Origin of the sequence: Actinophytocola sp., from assembly GCF_035634895.1 — a bacterium.
Taxonomy (GTDB): Bacteria; Actinomycetota; Actinomycetes; order Mycobacteriales; family Pseudonocardiaceae; genus Actinophytocola.
The window spans coordinates 1-18,758 of sequence record NZ_DASQCC010000152.1 but is presented as its reverse complement, the minus strand read 5'-3'; the positions used below and the strand labels follow the sequence as shown (position 1 = coordinate 18,758).

Here is an 18,758-nt window from a genome sequence, read left to right as displayed (position 1 = left end):
CCGGCGGTTCCTGATGTGCCCGCCGAGCCACTTCGAGGTCACCTACTCCATCAACCCGTGGATGGAGCCGGACAAGCCGACCGACGCGCCACTCGCGACCGTGCAGTGGGAGCGGCTGCGGGCCCTGCTCGTCACGCTCGGCCACCGGGTCGACGTGGTGTCGCCCCGGCCCGGCCTGCCGGACATGGTGTTCGCCGCGAACGCGGCGACCGTCGTCGACGGCCGGGTGCTGGCCGCCCGGTACCGCTACCCGCAACGGTCCGGCGAGGAACCGGCCTACCAGGCCTGGTTCGCCGAACACGGCTACCCGGTGCTGCGCCCCCGGTACGTCAACGAGGGCGAGGGCGACATGTTGCCCACCGGCACGCGGATCCTCGCCGGCACGGGCTTTCGCACCGACGAGCGCGCGCATGCCGAGGCGGCGGAGTACTTCGGACTGCCGGTGGTCACCCTGCGGCTGGTGGATCCGTACTTCTACCACCTGGACACGGCGCTGGCGGTGCTCGGCCACGACGAGATCATGTACTACCCCGGCGCGTTCTCGCCGGAGAGCCAGGCCGTGCTGCGCGAGCTGTACCCGACCGCGATCCAGGCCGGCGCCGCCGACGCGGCCGTCTTCGGCCTCAACGCGATCTCCGACGGCCGGCACGTACTGCTCCCCCAGGCGGCCACCCATCTCACCGAGCGGTTGCGGGCGGCCGGTTTCGAGCCGATCGACGTCGACCTGTCCGAGCTGCTGAAGGCCGGCGGTTCCGCCAAATGCTGTGCGCTGGAACTACGTGACCAGGAGTCATCATGATCAACTATGACGGCCGGCGGTTTCACCCTGTCCCCGCCGACGGCACCGACGACGAGGGCGTCGGCGACCGGGTCGCGCTGTACCGGCAGAACGACGACCTGATCTGGGGCGAGTTCACCGGTGGCCGGGCCCGGCGCGGCTCGCTGGCCGGCACCTGCGGTCCGGACGGGAAGCTCGACTTCGCCTACTGCATGGTCCTGGACAGCGGCGAGGTGATCTCCGGCCACTGCACCAGCATCCCGCGCATCCTCGACGACGGACGCATCCAGCTCGACGAGGTGTGGCAGCGCTACGGCCCGCACGAGTCCGTCGGGATCTCCCGCCTACACGAGATTCGGTGATGACGATGAGCCAGCCCACCGCCCTGCCGGTGACTCGCGGCGGCCGGCCACGCCGGGGCGGCACGGTCACCTGGGCCTGTGCGCCGGGCTTTCCGCCCGCGGTGATCTTCCCGTTCACCCCCGCGGAACGCATGGGCATGCGCAACGTCCTGGAGTTCCAGGCCCTGATGTACCGCACCCTGTACTTCTTCGGCAGCGACGGCACGCCGGAGGTCGACTACGCCAACAGCATCGGCGAACCGCCCGTGTGGAGCGAGGACGGCCTGACCGTCACGGTGCGGATCAAGCCGTGGAAGTGGTCCAACGGCGAGACGTTGTGTGCCGACAACGTGCTGTTCTGGGTGAACCTGTTGAAGGTCAAGGGCGAGCGGTACGGCGAGTACACCCCGGGCTACTTCCCCGACAACTGCACCGACTACGGGAAGCTGTCCGAGGACACCTGCTACTTCACCTTCGACAAGCCGTACTCGAGGCGCTGGGTGCTGATGAACGAGCTCAGCCTCGTCATTCCGCTGCCGAAGGCCTGGGACCGCACCGAGGCCGGACCCGCCAACGCCTCCGGCGACCTCGCGGACGTCGAGGCGGTCTACGACTACCTCATGGCAGAACAGGGTGACATCGTCGAGGAGGGCAACGAGCACCGCACCCACTGGGCGGACAGCCCGATCTGGAGTGTCGTGAGTGGACCGTGGCGGCTGAAGAGCTACACGCTCGACGGCGTCGTGACGTTCGTGCCCAACGAGCACTACTCCGGCCCGGACAAGCCCTACCTCGACGAGTTCAGGCAGATCCCGTTCCAGTCGGACGAGGAGGAGTTCCGCCTGCTCGCGAAGGGACCGGACGGCCCGGACGCGGTCCAGGTGGGTTACCTGCCGCTGAGCTTCGCCACCGGCCACACCGACGACCCGACCCAGGGCGGCCTCAACCCACTGGCGGAGCACTACACGATGGTGCCGCAGGTCGCGTACTGCATCCGGTACACCAGCCTGAACTTCAACAACCCCACCGTGGTGGGCAAGATGTTCGCCCAGACCTACATCCGGCAGGCGTTGCAGCACACGCTCGACCAGGACGCCGCGGTCCGTGACATCTACCAGGGCTACGCCTACCGGCAGAACGGCCCGGTGCCCGTGCTCCCGGTCACCGATCTGGTGTCGCCGCCGCAACGCGGCCAGGCGTGGCCGCTGCCGTTCGACGTCGACCGCGCACGGGAACTGTTGGCCGAGCACGGTTGGGACACCAGCGTCACCCCCGCGGTGTGCGTCGACCCGGAACGGGCCGGCGAGGGTGTTCCGCGCGGCACCAAGCTCAGTTTCCTGCTGCGGTACGTCGAGGGACGCCCGGCACTGACCCGGCTGATGACGAAGTACAAGCGCGACGCCGCCGCGGCAGGGATCGAGCTGCGGCTGCAGGAGGTCTACGGCTCGATCCTGGTCGCCGAGGACGCGCCCTGCTACCCCACCGACGAAACGCCGTGCACGTGGGAGATGTGCTGCTGGAACGGTGGCTGGGTCTACCACCACCCGACCGGCGAGATCCTGTTCAGGACCGACGCGGGTGGCAACTTCGGCCACTACCACGACGAGCGGGCCGACGAGCTGATCGAGCGCACCGTCACCTCCGACGACCTCGACGTCCTGTACGAGTACCAGGACTACATCGCCGAACAGGTGCCGGTCATCTTCAACCCCAACTTCCCGATCCGGCTGTTCGAGGTGGCCAACAACCTGCGCGGTTTCGAGCCGGTGAACCCCTTCGGCATGATCAGCCCGGAGAAGTGGTACTACGTCGATGAGTGACCCCGTCGCCCCCATCGGCGCACACGCGATGCTGGTGTTCCTGCTCCAGCTGGGAGTCCTGCTCGGGCTCGCGCTCGCGCTCGGCCGGCTGGCGCTGCGGCTCCGGATGCCCGCCGTTGTCGGCGAACTGAGCGCCGGCGTCCTGGTCGGACCGTCGGTGCTCACGCACCTGGCGCCGGCGGTCTCGACGTGGCTGCTGCCCCACGACACCGCCCAGCAGCACCTGCTCGACGCGGTGGGCCAGCTCGGCGTGCTCCTGCTGGTCGGGATCACCGGCATGCACATGGACCTCGGACTGGTGCGGCGCAGAGGAGCGACCGCGGCCAAGGTCAGCCTCGGCGGCCTGCTGCTGCCGCTCGCCATGGGGGTCGGGCTCGGCCTCGTGCTTCCCGGCATGCTGCTCGCGGACGGTTCCGCACGGGTCGTCTTCGCGTTGTTCATGGGCGTGGCCATGTGCGTGAGCGCGATCCCCGTCATCGCCAAGACGTTGCTGGAGATGCGGCTGCTGCACCGCGACATCGGCCAGCTGACCATGAGCGCGGCGACCGTCGACGACATCGTCGGCTGGCTGCTGCTGTCGATCGTCTCCGCGCTCGCCACCACCGGCCTGCGGACCGGTCAGGTGCTCTGGTCGGTCGGCGGCCTGGTCGCGGTGGTGGTGCTCACCGTCGCGATCGGACGGCCGCTGGTCAACGCCACGCTGCGGGCGACCAGCCGGTCCACCGAACCAGGCGTGAACATCGCGGCGGCGGTCGTGCTGGTCATGCTCGGCGCGGCGGGCACGCACGCGCTGGGCATGGAGCCGGTCCTCGGCGCGCTGCTGTGCGGCATGCTGATCGGCTCCTCCCGGTTCGTCGACCTGGGACGGCTGGCGCCGCTGCGCACCGTGGTGATGTCCGTGCTGGCCCCGGTGTTCTTCGCGACGGCGGGCCTGCGCATGGACCTCACCGAGCTGGTCGATCCGGCGGTGCTCGCCACGGCGGTGGCGGTGCTCGCGGTCGCGATCGTGGGCAAGTTCGCCGGCGCCTACGTGGGTGCCCGCGCCAGCCGGCTCGGGCACTGGGAGGCGATAGCCCTCGGCGCGGGCCTCAACACCCGGGGCGTCATCGAGGTGATCGTGGCGATGGTCGGGCTGCGGCTGGGCGTGTTGAGCACCGCCACCTACACGATCGTCGTGCTGGTGGCGATCGTGACGTCCCTGATGGCACCACCGATGCTGCGGTACGCGACGCGGCGGATCGCCGTCACCGACGAGGAACGAGCACGGGAAAGGGTATTCCATGGCTAGCGACGCGCGCCCCCTGCTCCTGCTGGTCGCGACCGGGTGGCGTGAGTTCCGGCAGTACCTGCTGGAGTCGATCAGCACCCACTTCCGGGTCCACCTGTTCCACACGGCCGAGCCGGTGTGGGAGCGGGAGTACCTCACCGGCTGGACGGTGCTGCCGAGCACCATCGACGGTCCGGCGATGGCCCGCGAGGCTGTCCGGCTGAACGAGGTCGAGCGGGTCCACGGGGTGCTCTGCTGGGACGAGGGACGCATCCACGCCACGTCCCATGTCGCCGAGGCGCTCGGGTTGCGCGGTGGGGACCCGGCGATGATCTGGCGGCTGCGGGACAAGGCGCAGACACGGGAAGCACTGGCCGGTTCCGGTGTGCCGCAGCCGAGGTCGGAGAAGGTCAGCACCGTGGCCGAGGCCCTTGCCGCGGCGGACCGGGTGGGGTACCCGGCCATCCTCAAACCCCGTGGCCTCGGCGCAAGTCTCGGCGTGGTCCGGGTCGACGACCCCGCGCGGCTGCGTGCGATGTTCGCGTTCACCCGCGACACCAGGGCACCGGACCCGGTCGTCTACGCGAGCGAGCACCCGGTCCTGGTCGAGCAGTGCGTGACCGGCGAGGAGGTCAGCATCGACTCGGTGGTCCAGGACGGGAAGGTCGTGCCGCTCTTCCTCGCCCGCAAGGTGGTCGGCTACCCGCCCTACGCCGAGGAGGTGGGCCACTACGTGGACGCGGACGACCCCCTGCTCACCGACCCGACGTTCACCGCGATCCTGCAGGACACCCACACGGCGCTGGGCTTCCAGGACGGGTGGACACACACCGAGTACATGCTCACCGACACGGGACCGATGCTCATCGAGGTCAACGGCCGCCTCGGCGGCGACATGATCCCCTACCTGGGCATGCTGGCGACCGGCCTGGATCCCGGCGTGCTGGCCGCCTCGGCCGCCTGCGGTCTCGACCTGGACGTCCACCCCACCAGACGACGGGTGGCCGGCATCCGCTTCTGTTACGTGGAACGGGATGACACCACCATCTCGTCGATCCACTTCGACCCGACGGCCCTGCCCACCGCGGTGGACCGCACGGTCACCATCGCCCAGCCGGGCGCCGTGGTCTCCCCACCACCCAAGGGCACCGTCTGGGGCCGCATCGCCTATGCCACGGTGGTCACCGACTCGATGGACGAGTGCGTCGACAGCCTGGACGCCGCACAGGCCGCGCTACGGGTCACCACCGCGGCCGGCTAACGGGACACTTCTCCAAGACGCCCGGTGCCACGCTTGTGATTCTGATGTTCATTTATCGCACAGCATTGAGGCACCGGGCACCGCACCGCAGTCGGTGGTAATCAGGCTGTTATCGCCGGCGGTCTCGTGGCAACCCCTTGTTGCCCAGGGGCAATCAACCCTGCATAGAAGCGCGGGGAGGATACCTGCAGCGCGGCAAGGGTAGAACCACTATTAACCCGGGGCACAGACAGAACGAATCTCGTCGAAAGCTCCACTACCAGGGGCTTCACGACAGCCAAGCGCCCGCCGACACCGGTGAACATCAACCTTGGCCAACGAAAAGGCCCGCCTGCCCATACACAGATCCAGCAGGAATATCGGCCCCCAGCATCGACAAACGCCCATCTGCCAAAAAGCCCGCCACGCCAGATACCTGAGGGGTATTTAGTGTTCACCTATGCGATGCGATGTACTCGCACAATTTCTTGAAGTCGTCTTTCCGCCGATAGTCATGCCTCTTGGTTCCTCGAAAAATTGTCGGGACGGCCTCGTCGTTACTCTCCTCTTCGTACAGCTTGAGCACGAGCACCTTAGGATCGTCGCTCCGCCGCTTCACGTCGAGATGCGTGATGGAGTCGATTTCCCGGTTCGCCCAGTCCGAGTTGTTGAGATTCGCGCTCGCGCACAAAAGAAGGAACCGACTGGTCTTCAGGCCTTTCTCGATGATCCGTCGCGTCGAGTCACCCGGGAGCAGTTCCTCGTCATCATACCATGACTTGATGCCATATTCGTTCCAAAGCCGGTCTCTAATTTCAAGCACGACCTCCTTGTCCTCGCTAGAGTGACAGAGATACACATCGTATTTGTACTCCGATGGTACGCCACCCACCGCTCCCTCAAGCACTGGGAAGAGTTTGCGGCGCTGCTCAACCGCGAGCTGTTCGATACCCTTGACGCCTATCCACAGCACCAAGATGGGTTCCGCCTGGAGTTGATAGGTGCTGGGCGGTTTTTTGACGAGCTTGGGCACATCGAACCACAGAAGGGGACACTGGGCACCGGAGAGCGTTGCGGATCCGCGAGACGACATGACGCTGCCCGACACGAGGATGAACAGTCCGCGTCGAGGGTCGTCACCGGTAACCTTTTCTACGACTTGGTCAATCTCGACATCAATCCCTGGCGTGTCGACCGTGATCAGTTCCGCATGGGGAAGCAGCCTGCGCATCGTGTCATCCCATGAACCGGCGCTGAGCGGTCCGCGGCGGTTCTGTCCAAATAGATAGGGTGCGACTTGGAGAGTGTGCTGCAGAACACGATCAAGGATGAACTTGTCGTATTGACGCAACGCGTAGTTACCCGCTTCGGTAGCCGACAACTTCTCCTTGATCTCATCGTTAATGAAGGACAGAAGTGCCACGCTCGTCATCGCCACGAGATCCGCCGTCCTAGTGCGCCTCAGCGCGGGCGCGAGTTCACCGACGATCTCACCCGCCCGTTGCACGTGCTTCGGATCGGCAGAGCCGTCGAATCCCTTGCCTTCCAGATTGTAGACACCGACCTCGCCACGCAGGATGATGAACATCGACTCGCCAGGGTCGTCAACCCGGCAGATCATCTCGCCTGGTCGTCGCTCGACCAGATGGCCGAGCTTCAGCATCTCGGTCAACTCGTCGGCCCTCAACTTACTGAGGAAGTTGCTCTTTTCCTTGGAGTCCGAGTTGAGGATTATCGACACACCTCCGAGTGCATCTGCGACGGCGTCGTCAGTGGCGTTGATCTGTGAGATTCGCTTCGCATAGTAGAGCGCGTCCCACCCTTTTCTCTTGTCGAGACATTCCTCCAGCGAGAGGTAGTCGTCCTGCTCGCCGTTGCCCCATTTGGACGTCACATCGCCGAACGACATCAGGTAAAGCAGTTGCTTGATGTTGCTGCGATCTACCCACAGTCGTTCGCCGTGGAAGGTAATTTCCTTGGTCAACTTGACGGAGGTGACGCCGAGGCGGAACGAATCGGAGACGACGACGCCGTGACCGGTCGCCTTGCGGACCAGCCAGCCCGAGAAGTTGATGCCGGAGCCGACAGTCTGCGTGCGCCTGTCCGCACCGCTGAGGGTCGCGACCATCCCGACGTGACCGGTGATCCGGAGCTTTGTCCCGTCTTCGCGGGCCCAGGCGCACAATTCCTCTATCAGCAAGACAGCGTCATCCTGCCACTCGTTGCCGAAGAAGAGGACGTGGCCGCCGTCTCCTCCAGACGACCAGACGATCCGGCCGGCCTCGCGCCGGTCCATCGCGGCGGCCACGATCATGTTGATGGCAGCTACTCGGCGTACCTGGTCCCAGTCGGCGGACCCGGAATGACCGACGAGATCGCAGGACACAATGGCGACTTCCTGAAACCCTGCGGCCCGTTCCCGATCCACGAAGCTTCCTCCTCCACGCGCTCGACCACTCGGCAGAGTCGGCGCGACAACGAACGCAGAACGCCTGCGGCGTTCGGTCTACCCGCCGGAACTTTACCTGATAGTTGACCTCGATGCGTGGGGTGGTGTTCTTCCGTCGAGTCTACAGACGGCCACGTCAACAGTTTGGGACAGGAAACTTTGTTCACCCGCTATTCTGAATCACAGAGCGTCGCCCTGGCGAGAGCCGTATCCGATACGAAGTAGGCGCCGCTCGCCTGGGGAGACATGCATGGAGTTCGATGTCTTCATCAACTACCGGACTGCCGACACGGCATTCGGGGCCGCTGCCACGTACGAGCTACTCGCCGAGAAACTGGACAAAAAGAGGATATTTCTTGACAACCAGTCACTCGCTCCCGGCGTCGACTATCCACGATTGTTAAGGGCCGCGTTGGAGTCAACGCGGGTGTTGCTCGTGTTGATTGGCCCGAACTGGTTGAGCGCCGACTCCGTCGGAACCCGTTTACTCATCGAACGTGACACGGACTGGGTGCGGTACGAGATTCGTCGTGCGCTGGAACGAGAGGTGCCGATCGTGCCCGTGCTGCTCGACGGCGCCGCCTTGCCCGACCCCGGGCGACTCCCGATCGACGTTCGCCGTCTCGTACACCACCAGACCGCGCAGGTCAGACATCAACATCTAGCCGCTGATATCGATCAGTTGGCCGACCGGATCGCAGCTCTCGTCCCTAGTGCAGTCCGGGTGGGCGGCCGTCCCGTGCCGCGACAGATTCCCGCGGGCAGTGGTTGGTTCGTCGGTCGGGACGATCAGTTGGCATGCCTGTACGCATTGCTTCCGCCGAGGGGAGTCAACGTCGGGGTTGTTTCTGGGGCCGCAGGCGTTGGGAAGACAGGGCTCGCGGTGTACTGGGCTCATCGGGTCGCGGAGAGCTTTCCGGACGGTCAGCTCTACCTCGACCTGCACGGCTATGGCGTCGAGCCACCGCTGTCTCCGTCCGAGGCCCTCGCCATCCTGCTCCGTTCATTGGGAGTCGACCGTCCGGAGACGCTCGCGACCGTCGACGAGAGGGCAGCCCGATATCGGACATTACTGAGCGAGCGGAGAGTTCTTGTGTTGCTGGACAACGTTCGCTGCGTGGCGCAGGTGCGGTCGCTGCTGCCCGGGGCTGGCCCGTCCGCAGTGTTGATCACGAGTCGGCGCCAGCTCAGCGGCCTCGCCGTGCACCACGAAGTCGTACGTATTCGACTGTCACCGCTGGCTCCCACCGAGGCGGTGCGCCTCCTACGAGCGATCGTCGGTGCACGAGTGATAATTGAGCCGGACGCGGCGCGAACACTCGCCAAGTTGTGCGCGAATCTGCCACTGGCCTTGCGTGTCGCGGCAGAGCGCGCCGTGACACGGCCGACACTGTCGCTGCGCGAGCTCGTCGACGAGTTGAAGGACGAGCATGCCCGGCTCAATGTCCTGGACTCGGGTGAACCGTACTCGACCGTGCGTACGGTCTTCACGTGGTCCTACCAAGGACTCGATGAGCACAGCGCGGCTGCGTTCCGCGCGCTCGGCGCAAACCCCGGCCACACGTTCGACCTGCGCGCCTTCGCCGCACTGGTGGGTAGGGCAAGCAAGGATGCGAGCGCCACACTCACCGCTCTGACGGACGCCTACCTGGTAACTGAATTGGGCTTCGGACGCTACTCGATGCACGACCTCCTGTGTTTGTACGCCAGAGAGGTCGCGAACGAGCGCCTCGAAGAATACCAGGACAACTTGCGGCGGCTGTTCGACTTCTACCTACACTCAGCGGAACGCGCAGATCAGGTGCTGACGCCTCATCGGTTCCGAGTCCCGCTGGACGGAGACTCGACCGCGGGACTCACGTTCGACGCTGCGGAGCCAGCCCGGCAGTGGTTCGAGGTGGAGCAGGAGAACCTGGTCGCCATGTGCCGTGTCGACGAGCCCTTCTTCGACTCGCGACGCTGGCAGCTTGCATACGTACTGCGTGGCTACTTTTACCTGAGCAAACAGCTGGACAGCTGGGTGGACACCCATACCCAGGCGTTGGCCGCATGCCGGCGCATCGGCGATGACCATGGGGAGGCGCTAACACGTAACAACCTCGGCATGGCGCTGGTGGCCACTGGCGCACTGACGGAAGCGATGAGCCACTTCGGACATGCGAGACGCCTGTTCGAAGTGGAAGGCGACTCACACGGATTGAGCAATGCTTTGGCCAACCAGGCCACAGTGCTGTTGCGGTGGGGAGCGTACGAAGAGGCCCTGGACAATCAGCGTCGTGCGCTGGAGTGCTACCGGCGTAACGGTTCGAACCGGAACGTGGGTATCACGCTACGTGGTATGGCCAGGGTCCTTGCGGAGATTCGTCAGTTCAGCGAAGCCGTGCGCTGCGCTGAGGAGGCAGTCGACGTCGCGTTCGGTCTCGGCCAAGATCTCGACACCGCCGAAGCGTTCAACGTGCTGGGCATGGCGCGACACGGTGCGGGCGAGCCGCTGCTGGCCGAGATCGCTACGTACCAGGCCATCACTTTCAGCCGTCGCTGCGGCAGCCGGCACGAAGAGGCCCGAGCTGTGTATCGCCTCGGCACACTCGGTGTCGAATCCGAGGACACCGACGGCGCACGTCGCTGGTGGCGCACAGCCTTGAACTTGTATCTCGAACTGGGCTCCTCGGAAGCCGACCGGGTAGCGGCCGACCTCGCGGCGCTTGGGCGCGAGTAAGTACTCTTACATCTCGATACCGTCATCGATATACACATGGACTCGGTCAATGTCACCGAAGTTGTCGAAAGATGTGAGTTTGAACGCTTGGCGTTCAGTATTGCCGAGGTTGTTCACGGTTCCACTGGCGGAACCCACTGGACGCCGACTCTCGTCGTAAAAGTTGGCCTTGAGACGTAACATCAACGCGCTCTCGTCATTGTTGATGATCTCGCCGTTGACCAGACATCCAGTGGGCTCGCAGGCGGAGATGGAAAAGTTCTCGAATTTGACCTTCCATATACTGCGACTGGAAGAGAATTCTGGCTCTGCTTGTCGTGACAGTCCCCCTACTCCTGGCGGAGTTAGGTTGCCTGCGCTGCGCCAATCGGCTCCACTCAGGTCAACCTCACAGCCGATTGCCTCGAGCCGGCGTGCGAGTTGTTCTCTGCCCTCGGCAGTGCCTTCGAGCCTGACCTTGAATCTTCCATCCATATCGGGGAATCTGCGCACTTCGCCGAACTCCACGAGCACCGTGTGGTCGGGATGCCTTGCAAGAGCGAAACCGGCCTCGAAGAGAACCTGTGTGATGTTGTCTGGAGTGAGTAGGACGATGAACACCCGCTCCGAGCTCAAGACCCTGTCGAAGACATCACTGACCTGCGGAACTCCGCCGTCGGTATCCGCTGGAGCCATGGTCCATTCGATGGGGGTAAGCCCAATGGCGCGGAGGAATGTGAACAACTCCTGGCGAGCGTGCTCGTCTCGACCATGAATGACGTATACCTGTTGCCCGATAGACATGCTGGGATGATGCCATCCGACCTGGACGCGACTGCGGCTGGGCATCCCGGACCAAGTCCCGCTCAGCAGGTGTCCGATGTCCTCCGCGGCGATATTGAGATGATTGATTCCTTATTGATCTTGTGGCGGTTTCGCGACCAAAGACGGATACAGAGTGGACGTTGACCTGGACACCCTGGTGACCACACTGTGCTGCTTGTCGACCGCCACTCTTGATCACCTGTGATTGGTGCAGTCAACACGGCATTTCCGGACTCCGCCGAGCTGCGGCATGCGTCCTCGTGCCGCGCCCTGTCACAGCGGGCGGCGGAGTCCGTCCAGCACGAGGGTGATGACGTCGTCGGCCTCGGTCCGCCAGCCGGGGCGGTCATGGGCCGCGCCGATGCCGTGCAGCGCCATCATCACGGCCCCGGCACCCACGTCGTCGCGCACGGCGCCGTCTCGCACGGCGGCGGCCACCAGGTCGGTGACAGCGTCTTCCAGCGCCCGGCTGCCCTCGGCGAGGGCCGAGCGATCGGCCATGAGCGTGGCCAGTGTCCGGGCCAGGCCCTCGTGGGCGTCGATGTGGTCGACCATGCCGCGGAGGAAGGTCGCCAACGCCTCCGCCGCGGGCAGGGTGGCCTGTAGCTGGCGGGCGCGGTCGCACAGCGCGGCGACCTCACCGCGGTAGACCGCCTCGGCCAGTGCCTCCCGGGTGGGGAAGTGTCGGTACAGCGTGCCGGTGCCCACGCCGGCCAGGCGGGCGAAGTCGTCGAAGCGCAGGGCGAAGAAGTCGCCGGCGTCGAAGAGCTCTCGTGCCTTGGCGATCAGGACGTCGCGGTTGCGTTGGGCGTCGGCCCGCAGCGGCTTGTCGGCGGTCATGCGCTCCTCGCGTTGACAAGTGGAGATGACCTCCATATGTTGGAAATGGAGATGACCTCCAAATCGATCGTACCCCACGAGGTGCAGCGTGAAGATCCTGATGTTCGGCCGAGGCGTCATCGCCACCATCTACGGCTGGGTCCTGCGACAGGCGGGACATGACGTCGAGTTCTACGTCCGGCCGGGTCGCGCGGCGACGTACGGGGACGCGGTGGACCTCGACCTGTACGACACGCGGCGCCGGGTGTGGGGGCGGCGCGTCGCCGAGAGGTGGCCGGTGCGCTACCGCGAGGCGCTGAAGCCGGACCACGACTTCGACCTGATCGTGCTCAGCGTGCCGCACCACCGCCTCGCGGAGGCGACGGCCTTCCTGGCACCGCGGGTCGGCCGGGCCACGGTGCTGGTCTTCGGCAACATCTGGACCGAGCCGCTCGCCGCGGTCGGCGCACTCCCGCCCGACCAACTCGCCTGGGGTTTTCCCCAGGCCGGTGGCGGTTTCGGCGCGGACGGCGTGCTCCACGGGACACTGCTGCCATCGGTCGTCTTCGGCACTTTCGGCCAGCCCCCGACCGACCGGGAAAGGGCCGTGCGCCAGGCGTTTCGCGAGGCCGGGCTTCGGATCAAGGAGCAGCCCGACTTCCGCGGCTGGCTGTGGGTCCATTTCGTGTCGGACGCCGGCCTGTTCTCCCAGGGCCTGCGGCTGGGTTCACTGTCCGAACTGGCCGGGTCACGGCGCGACCTGCGCGAAGGGCTGCTGGCCGGCCGCGAACTGCTGCCCCTCGTCCAGGCACGCGGCATAGACCTGCGCCGCCACCGGGCCGGTGCGCTGCTGTTCCGGGCACCCACCTGGCTGACGGCCCCCGCGCTCGCCTGGCTGACCACTCATGTCCCGCCCGCGCGCCTGAGCCTCACGGCGCACTCCAACCCCGACGCCGAGGAGCCGCGCGAGGTCTGCCGGGACACCCTGGCCGAAGCACGACGGCTGGGCATCTCGGCACCGCGACTGGAAGCGGCGGAACCGAACTTCGCCCGTGAGGGGACGGGTCGCGGCTGAACGTCACCGATGTTGTCGGTCCCGGTGGTCCGTCGTGGCTCCCTGGCCCGCCGCAGCCGCGGGGAGCGGCGGTATCGCGGTCACCGTGACTGCCCAGGTGACGACCAGGAGGACCGCGCCGAGCACCAGGTCGCCCGCCGCGGCGACGAAGCCCGCCGCCACGCAGGGGCGCGCCAGTGCGAGGAGGCCGTACGCCCTCGCCACCGGGCGGCCTGGGATCGGCCTCGGGGTGCGGAACAACACCACGAGGGCCGCGATCGCCAGTACCGTCCCCACGGCGACGAACGGCAGGTAGGTGGTCGTGTCGAACGGGCGGCTCCGGACCGACGCCGGTTGGAACGCCGCCGAGCCGAACCAGAACACGAACGTGACCACCAGGAGCACCACCGCGGCCCGGTGGCCGTAGCGGGACGGGAGTGTCCGCACCCCGGCGCGTCGGTCCACCTCGGTGTCCGCCACCGCCAGGACCTGGTGGAGCATCGAGTCCTGCTGCCAGAAGATCAGTCCGGCCAGGGCGAGATCCCACAGTGGCGAGCCGTTCGTCAGCACGACCGCGGCGCCGAACGTCGCCAGGGTGGCGATGCCCCTCGTGAACACGCGGATCGATCGCCGCGCCCCGCGGAACAGGAGGTACAGGGCTCCGGTCAGCACCCCGACCGCCGCGAGCACGAGGGCCGGCGGGCTGTGGATTTCCGCCAGCGCCAGTCCCATCACGGCGCAGGCCACCATGGCGATGAGTGCTGATCGGGCGCTCATGCGTGCTGACGGCACCGGTCTGCCCGGTTTGGCGGCAGCGTCGGCGTCTCGGTCGAAGTAGGCGCCCGCGTAGTAGGCGGACGTCGACAGGAGCGCGGGGATCAGGAACGCCGCCACCAGGTGCCAGACCGACCCGTCGGAGACGAGCGCGACGCCGGAAAGGCCGACCAGTCCGATATAGCAGCCGACATCGGGTCGGCCGCTTTCGAGATGCGCTTCGAGCGCCCCCACGAATCGGCCAGAGGCTTTTTCGCCTGCCAACACGATGGCCTCGCCAGACGTACTCACGGTTCCTCCGGACAATTCGGAGCATGGCTGGGTCCAGCCGGCCTGAAATGGCCTGCGATGTCTCGTGGCCTCGATCACCGGCCACGCTACCGCCCATAACGTGGCCGCGCCCCTTGTACCGCGTGTCCCACCCGAACGGCACCCGGAGCGTCGGGTCCGAAGTGGACCCGGGCATTCTCGAATGGCCGGAATATCTGGGATGGCTTTTGGCGGTTTCCGCCGCGAAGAGCACCCCCGACAATTACTGGACGCGGCCGTTGGCGCCACGGGGACGGTCACGCCTGAGCCGGCAGGGCCGGCTCAGGCGTTCCGGCGGCGCGGGACGAGTAGTCGGCCTTTCTCGACCGACGGTGGCCTGAGTGGTCAGACGGCGACGCAGTTCCCGCAGCTCCATCAGCCGCCGCCTTCCCGCGGCACCGCCGGTTCGACCGTCAGCTCAGGCATGACCCACCACGGCTGTTGCGCGACAACCCCACGAAGACTGTCCGCCGGTCGGCCTACGGGAGTAGGACCTGCAGGTCGTACTGGCCGACCCCGATGGTGTCCGGCCGCACGGTGACACAGTAGAAGTCCAGCCAGGCATGGTTCGCCACACCTGCTCTGCCCTGGATGGCGCACTGCTCGAAGTGCCCCCAGCTCGAGTTGTAGACCCAGGTGGCCGCCTGGGCCGGGGCGGCGAAGCCGACGGTAGCGAGAATGGATGCCACGGCCAGTCCGGCCGCACGGATTGTCGTACGCATGACCGTCCTTCGAATGGTCTGGACCACGTTGGTACCTATTGTGGCTGCGGCACACTCGACCAACCATCCCCCGAACAGCCCTATCGCCGCGCCAACCCGCCGGAATCCGACAACGCGCCCTCAGTGCAACGGAAGCAGGGCGCCGCCGGAAGTGGTGCCGTAATGTCTGCCGTCGTGCTGGAGACGGTGGATTCGGTGCGGTGGGCGGAACTCGACGGCGCGGGTGTGTCGGAGGAACCGCTGCCCGACCTGTTGCGGACCATGGCGGGCCCGGACGAAAGCGCCGCGATCGACGCGTTCCATGACGTGCGATGGGAGATCCTGCACCAAGGCACGGTGTACACGGCGACCCCGGCCGTCGTGCCCTTTCTCGTCGAGTTGGTCGAGGCGGTGGGGCCGGTGTTGCGGGGTGTGGTCGTCGAGTTCCTCGGGGACCTGGCGCACACCTACGAGCTCGACCCGGACGAGGACCTCCGCGCCGAGGTGCGGGCCGCCGTCACCGCCGAGGTGGACCGGCTACTGCCCCTGCTCGCCGACGACGACCCCTGGCTGCGGTACGTCGCCGCGTACGCGGTGTCCGGGTGCCCGGACCGGACAGCGGACGTCCTGGCCGTGCTCGGCAGGCGCTGGCAGGAGGAGGTGGACCCGAGGGTGCGGGCCGCCCTCGTCATGGCCGCCGCGACGCTGGACCGGCGCACCGACCTGATCAAGGACGGCCTCGGCACGCGGCAGCCGCCAGTGGTGCGGGCCGCGGCGGTGCTGGCCGCCGTCCGGACCGGGCGGCGATGGCCGGGTGCCAAGGCGGTTGCGGCCGTGCGTGCCGCGTGGCGCGACGGCGACCCCTTCGCGAACAACGACGAAGGCCGGTGGGGCCCGCCCGACTGGTACCCGGAGGCGATGGCCGACCTGCTCGACAACCTCCCACCCACCGACCGACCGCCGATCCTCACGGCATTGCTGCACTCCGCCGACCCGGGCGTGCGTGAGCGTGCGCTGGTCCACGCGGGCATCGCCGTCGGCGCGCGGCGGTCGCTGCGGGAGTCGTTGCCGCCGCTGCTCGTGCCCACGCTCACCGACCCCGACCCGAAGGTCCGGCTCGCGGCCGCCGACGCCATCCGCCGCGCGGGCCGGGCAGTGGCGCCGCTGGCGGACACGCTGGCCGACCTGGCCGGCCGCGACGACGAGGCCGCCGGGCAGGCGGTCGCCGCGCTGGTCGAGCTTGGCGACCCACGCGCCACCGACCTGGTCCCCCGCCACCTCCGCGCCGGCACCGCCGCCGGGGACATCGGCGTCGCCCTGGCCGCCGCGGGCGCGCCGGCGACCGACGACCTGCTCGCCGCCGTGCGCCACCGACTGGCCGCGTTGGCCAACGGAGCCGAGCAGCGGTACCGGGTGACCCGCGAGTTCTACCAGGAGTTCCACATCTCCGAGATCTCGGCTCTCCTGCGGCTCGTGCGGGCCTGGGGTCCGGCCGCGGCGCCGGCCATACCGGAACTCCTTGCCCTGATACGGACCAAGCAGGCGGTCCTCGACGCGACGGAGGCACTCGCCGCGATGGGGCCGGCCGCCGCCGACGCCTTGCCCGAGCTGCCGACGTTCACCCCGAGGTTCCTGGACAGCGGGAACAACGAGTTCAGGCTGGCCGTCGCCCGTGTCCGCTGGCGCCTGGGCGGTGCGGCCGGTCCCGCCGTCGACGAGGCGTGGCTGCACATAGCCCGCGGCGGCTACGCCCCCGGCGGGATCGCGTTGCTGGCCGAGATCGGCGAGCCGGCGCACGTGCTGTTGCCCAGGATGCGCCGGGCCCGCGACCACTGGCTGACGGACGCGGAACACCGCGGCGAATGCGTCAGCGTCGCCCGCCTGCTGTGGGAGTGGACCGGCGACCCCGAACAAGCACGACCCACGACGCGGGTCATGCTGGCGGACATCGACATGGACCTGGTCCCCTACGACCAGTTCGAGGCCGCGATCCTCGCCGTCGACCTCGGGGAACCGGACGCTGTGCGGACGCTGGTCGGCATGCTGGGCGACCGGCCGTTCGACCAGGAGATGAGGGCATACCGCGCGCTCTGGCGCCGAACCGGCGATCCCGACCCGTTCCTGAGCTACGTGCGGACCAGACTCGCCGACCACCAACCGCCCAGCACCACGAACTGGCCGCTGATCCTCGACCTGCTCACCGAACTGGGCCCGGCCGCGGCCCCACTCCACCCCACACTGCGCTCGTACGCCATCCGCGACGAACAGGTCACCACCTACAGCCACGGCGACACACCCGGCATCGCCGACGAACACGTCCGCACCGCCATCCAAACCATCGCCGGCGACGGCTCCTGACTGACGACCGCGGCACTCCCTGAACCGCGTGGAGATGTGCGGGCGGCCCGAGCCCGGAGCACGCGGGCGTAGGCTTCAGGAATGCGGATCGGCGAGCTGTCCAGGCGCACGGGCGTGAGTCCGCGTTCACTGCGGTACTACGAGGAGCAGGGATTGCTGACCAGCTCGCGCTCCGCGACCGGACAGCGGCACTATTCCGATGCCGAGGTCGAGCGGGTGTCGCTCATCCAGCAGCTGTTCGACGCGGGTTTGTCCAGCCGGGTGATCGCGACCGTGCTGCCGTGTGTGGAGACCCCGGGTGACCGGGATGTCGTCGAGGGGGCGTTCGCGACGATGATGCGCGAGCGTGACCGGATCGACGACGAGATCACCCGCCTGATCGAGACCCGGGACGCGCTCGACGTGCTGCTCAGGGTCAACAGCCAGCACCAGGCGAAGCTGCCCAGGGCCGCGGAGTCGGCGACCCTGTCGGCCTGATGCTGTGACGTGCACCTCAGCCGGTTGCCTCTCACATCGATGTGAGAGGTGACGATGGCGACAGAGCCGGGAACCACCGGGCTCGGTCACCTGAGAGGTAGCAGAAGATGGGGCAGGCGTGGGGTTTTGGCAGGCATGGCGGGCCCGAGGTGCAGGAGTTCTTCGACCGTCCCGATCCTGCCCCCGGTCGCGGCGAGGTGCTGATCCGGGTCGACGTCGCCGGCGTGAACCCCCTCGACCACCTCCTGCGCGCGGGGCTGGTCGACGGGCTCGACGGCGGGCGGCCGTTCCCCCGCGTGCTGGGCATGGAGGCGGCGGGAACCGTTCTCGCCCGAGGCGAGGACGTCGACGGGCTCGAGGTGGGTGACCCGGTCTTCGGCTTCGCACTCACCGGTGGCGGCACCTACGCCGAGACGACCGTGTTGTCCGCGCCGAACACCGCACGCATCCCGGCGGGTCTGCCCGCGGCCGTGGCGGCCACGCTGCCGGTGGTCGGGACGACCGCGGTGGACGTGCTCGACCAACTCGGCCTCCCGGCCGGGGTCACGGTCCTGGTGAACGGGGTCGGTGGCGGGGTCGGCCTGGCCGTCGCCCGGCTGGCCATCGCGCGCGGGCTGGCTGTGATCGGCACCGGGAGTGCCACCAAACGCGAGCACGCCGAATCGATCGGGGTGCGGTTCATCGACTACACCGCGCAGGACGTCGTTGCCGCGGCACGCGCACTGGTTCCGGGTGGCCTCGACGGGATCGTCGACATGGTCGGGGGCACCTCGCTGCGGACGGTCGCGCCACTGGCCCGGGATCCCCGCGACGTCATCGCCGTGGGTGACATGTCCGTACCCGAGCTG

The 18,758-nt window shown here is 67.4% G+C and carries 15 protein-coding genes; 10 read left to right on the top strand and 5 right to left on the bottom strand.

Translation table 11 applies throughout. The features are described from left to right. The first annotated feature begins 13 nt into the window (after positions 1-13). The 5 genes from ddaH to VET29_RS22665 are packed head-to-tail and all read left to right on the top strand — an operon-like array spanning position 14 to position 5,467. Positions 14-799: a dimethylargininase gene (ddaH, locus tag VET29_RS22685; protein ID WP_324923811.1), complete on the top strand. Its 786-nt coding sequence runs from the start codon at positions 14-16 to the stop codon at positions 797-799. Next, a complete protein-coding gene (locus VET29_RS22680) occupies positions 796-1,140 on the top strand; it encodes a hypothetical protein (RefSeq protein WP_324923723.1) in 345 nt (114 codons plus the stop codon). Before ddaH ends, VET29_RS22680 begins: the two co-directional genes overlap by 4 nt. A gap of 5 nt (positions 1,141-1,145) precedes the next feature. After that, positions 1,146-2,939, top strand: coding sequence for an ABC transporter substrate-binding protein (locus VET29_RS22675; protein WP_324923721.1), 1,794 nt, complete (start codon positions 1,146-1,148; stop codon positions 2,937-2,939). Continuing rightward, positions 2,932-4,227 (top strand): cation:proton antiporter, encoded by a 1,296-nt coding sequence (locus VET29_RS22670; protein WP_324923719.1) that lies wholly within the window; start codon positions 2,932-2,934, stop codon positions 4,225-4,227. Before VET29_RS22675 ends, VET29_RS22670 begins: the two co-directional genes overlap by 8 nt. Then, the gene (locus VET29_RS22665; RefSeq protein ID WP_324923717.1) at positions 4,220-5,467 is read left to right on the top strand and encodes an ATP-grasp domain-containing protein; all 1,248 of its coding nucleotides are present in this window, start codon (positions 4,220-4,222) and stop codon (positions 5,465-5,467) included. The genes VET29_RS22670 and VET29_RS22665 overlap by 8 nt, the downstream gene beginning before the upstream one ends. A gap of 433 nt (positions 5,468-5,900) precedes the next feature. On the opposite strand, the gene VET29_RS22660 is transcribed toward VET29_RS22665, so the two are convergent. Continuing rightward, positions 5,901-7,874, bottom strand: a complete 1,974-nt coding sequence (locus tag VET29_RS22660) for a TIR domain-containing protein (protein ID WP_324923715.1) — start codon at positions 7,872-7,874, stop codon at positions 5,901-5,903. Between the two features lie 271 nt (positions 7,875-8,145). Here VET29_RS22660 and VET29_RS22655 point away from each other — a divergent pair, with 271 nt between their 5' ends. Beyond that, positions 8,146-10,614: an ATP-binding protein gene (locus VET29_RS22655; RefSeq protein ID WP_324923713.1), complete on the top strand. Its 2,469-nt coding sequence runs from the start codon at positions 8,146-8,148 to the stop codon at positions 10,612-10,614. Positions 10,615-10,620: 6 nt separating this feature from the next. On the opposite strand, the gene VET29_RS22650 is transcribed toward VET29_RS22655, so the two are convergent. Together VET29_RS22650 and VET29_RS22645 are read right to left on the bottom strand one after the other, a co-directional pair. Beyond that, positions 10,621-11,397 carry a TIR domain-containing protein gene (locus VET29_RS22650; RefSeq protein ID WP_324923712.1) on the bottom strand — a complete coding sequence of 259 codons (777 nt, stop codon included), beginning with the start codon at positions 11,395-11,397 and terminating at the stop codon, positions 10,621-10,623. Between the two features lie 294 nt (positions 11,398-11,691). Beyond that, positions 11,692-12,258 carry a helix-turn-helix domain-containing protein gene (locus tag VET29_RS22645; RefSeq protein ID WP_324923710.1) on the bottom strand — a complete coding sequence of 189 codons (567 nt, stop codon included), beginning with the start codon at positions 12,256-12,258 and terminating at the stop codon, positions 11,692-11,694. Positions 12,259-12,346: 88 nt separating this feature from the next. On the opposite strand from VET29_RS22645, the gene VET29_RS22640 reads away from it, so the two are divergent. Beyond that, positions 12,347-13,312, top strand: a complete 966-nt coding sequence (locus VET29_RS22640; protein WP_324923708.1) for a ketopantoate reductase family protein — start codon at positions 12,347-12,349, stop codon at positions 13,310-13,312. 3 nt (positions 13,313-13,315) lie between these two features. Here VET29_RS22640 and VET29_RS22635 read toward each other — a convergent pair whose 3' ends face one another. Then, positions 13,316-14,299, bottom strand: a complete 984-nt coding sequence (locus tag VET29_RS22635) for a UbiA family prenyltransferase (RefSeq protein WP_324923706.1) — start codon at positions 14,297-14,299, stop codon at positions 13,316-13,318. Positions 14,300-14,853: 554 nt separating this feature from the next. Further along, positions 14,854-15,096 (bottom strand): hypothetical protein, encoded by a 243-nt coding sequence (locus VET29_RS22630; protein ID WP_324923704.1) that lies wholly within the window; start codon positions 15,094-15,096, stop codon positions 14,854-14,856. Between the two features lie 162 nt (positions 15,097-15,258). Here VET29_RS22630 and VET29_RS22625 point away from each other — a divergent pair, with 162 nt between their 5' ends. The 3 genes from VET29_RS22625 to VET29_RS22615 form a co-directional block, all read left to right on the top strand. Beyond that, positions 15,259-17,433 carry a HEAT repeat domain-containing protein gene (locus VET29_RS22625; protein ID WP_324923702.1) on the top strand — a complete coding sequence of 725 codons (2,175 nt, stop codon included), beginning with the start codon at positions 15,259-15,261 and terminating at the stop codon, positions 17,431-17,433. Positions 17,434-17,514: 81 nt separating this feature from the next. Beyond that, the gene (locus VET29_RS22620; protein WP_324923699.1) at positions 17,515-17,910 is read left to right on the top strand and encodes a MerR family transcriptional regulator; all 396 of its coding nucleotides are present in this window, start codon (positions 17,515-17,517) and stop codon (positions 17,908-17,910) included. Positions 17,911-18,017: 107 nt separating this feature from the next. Continuing rightward, the coding region (locus tag VET29_RS22615) for an alcohol dehydrogenase catalytic domain-containing protein (protein ID WP_324923697.1) at positions 18,018-18,758 on the top strand (741 nt) is incomplete at its 3' end.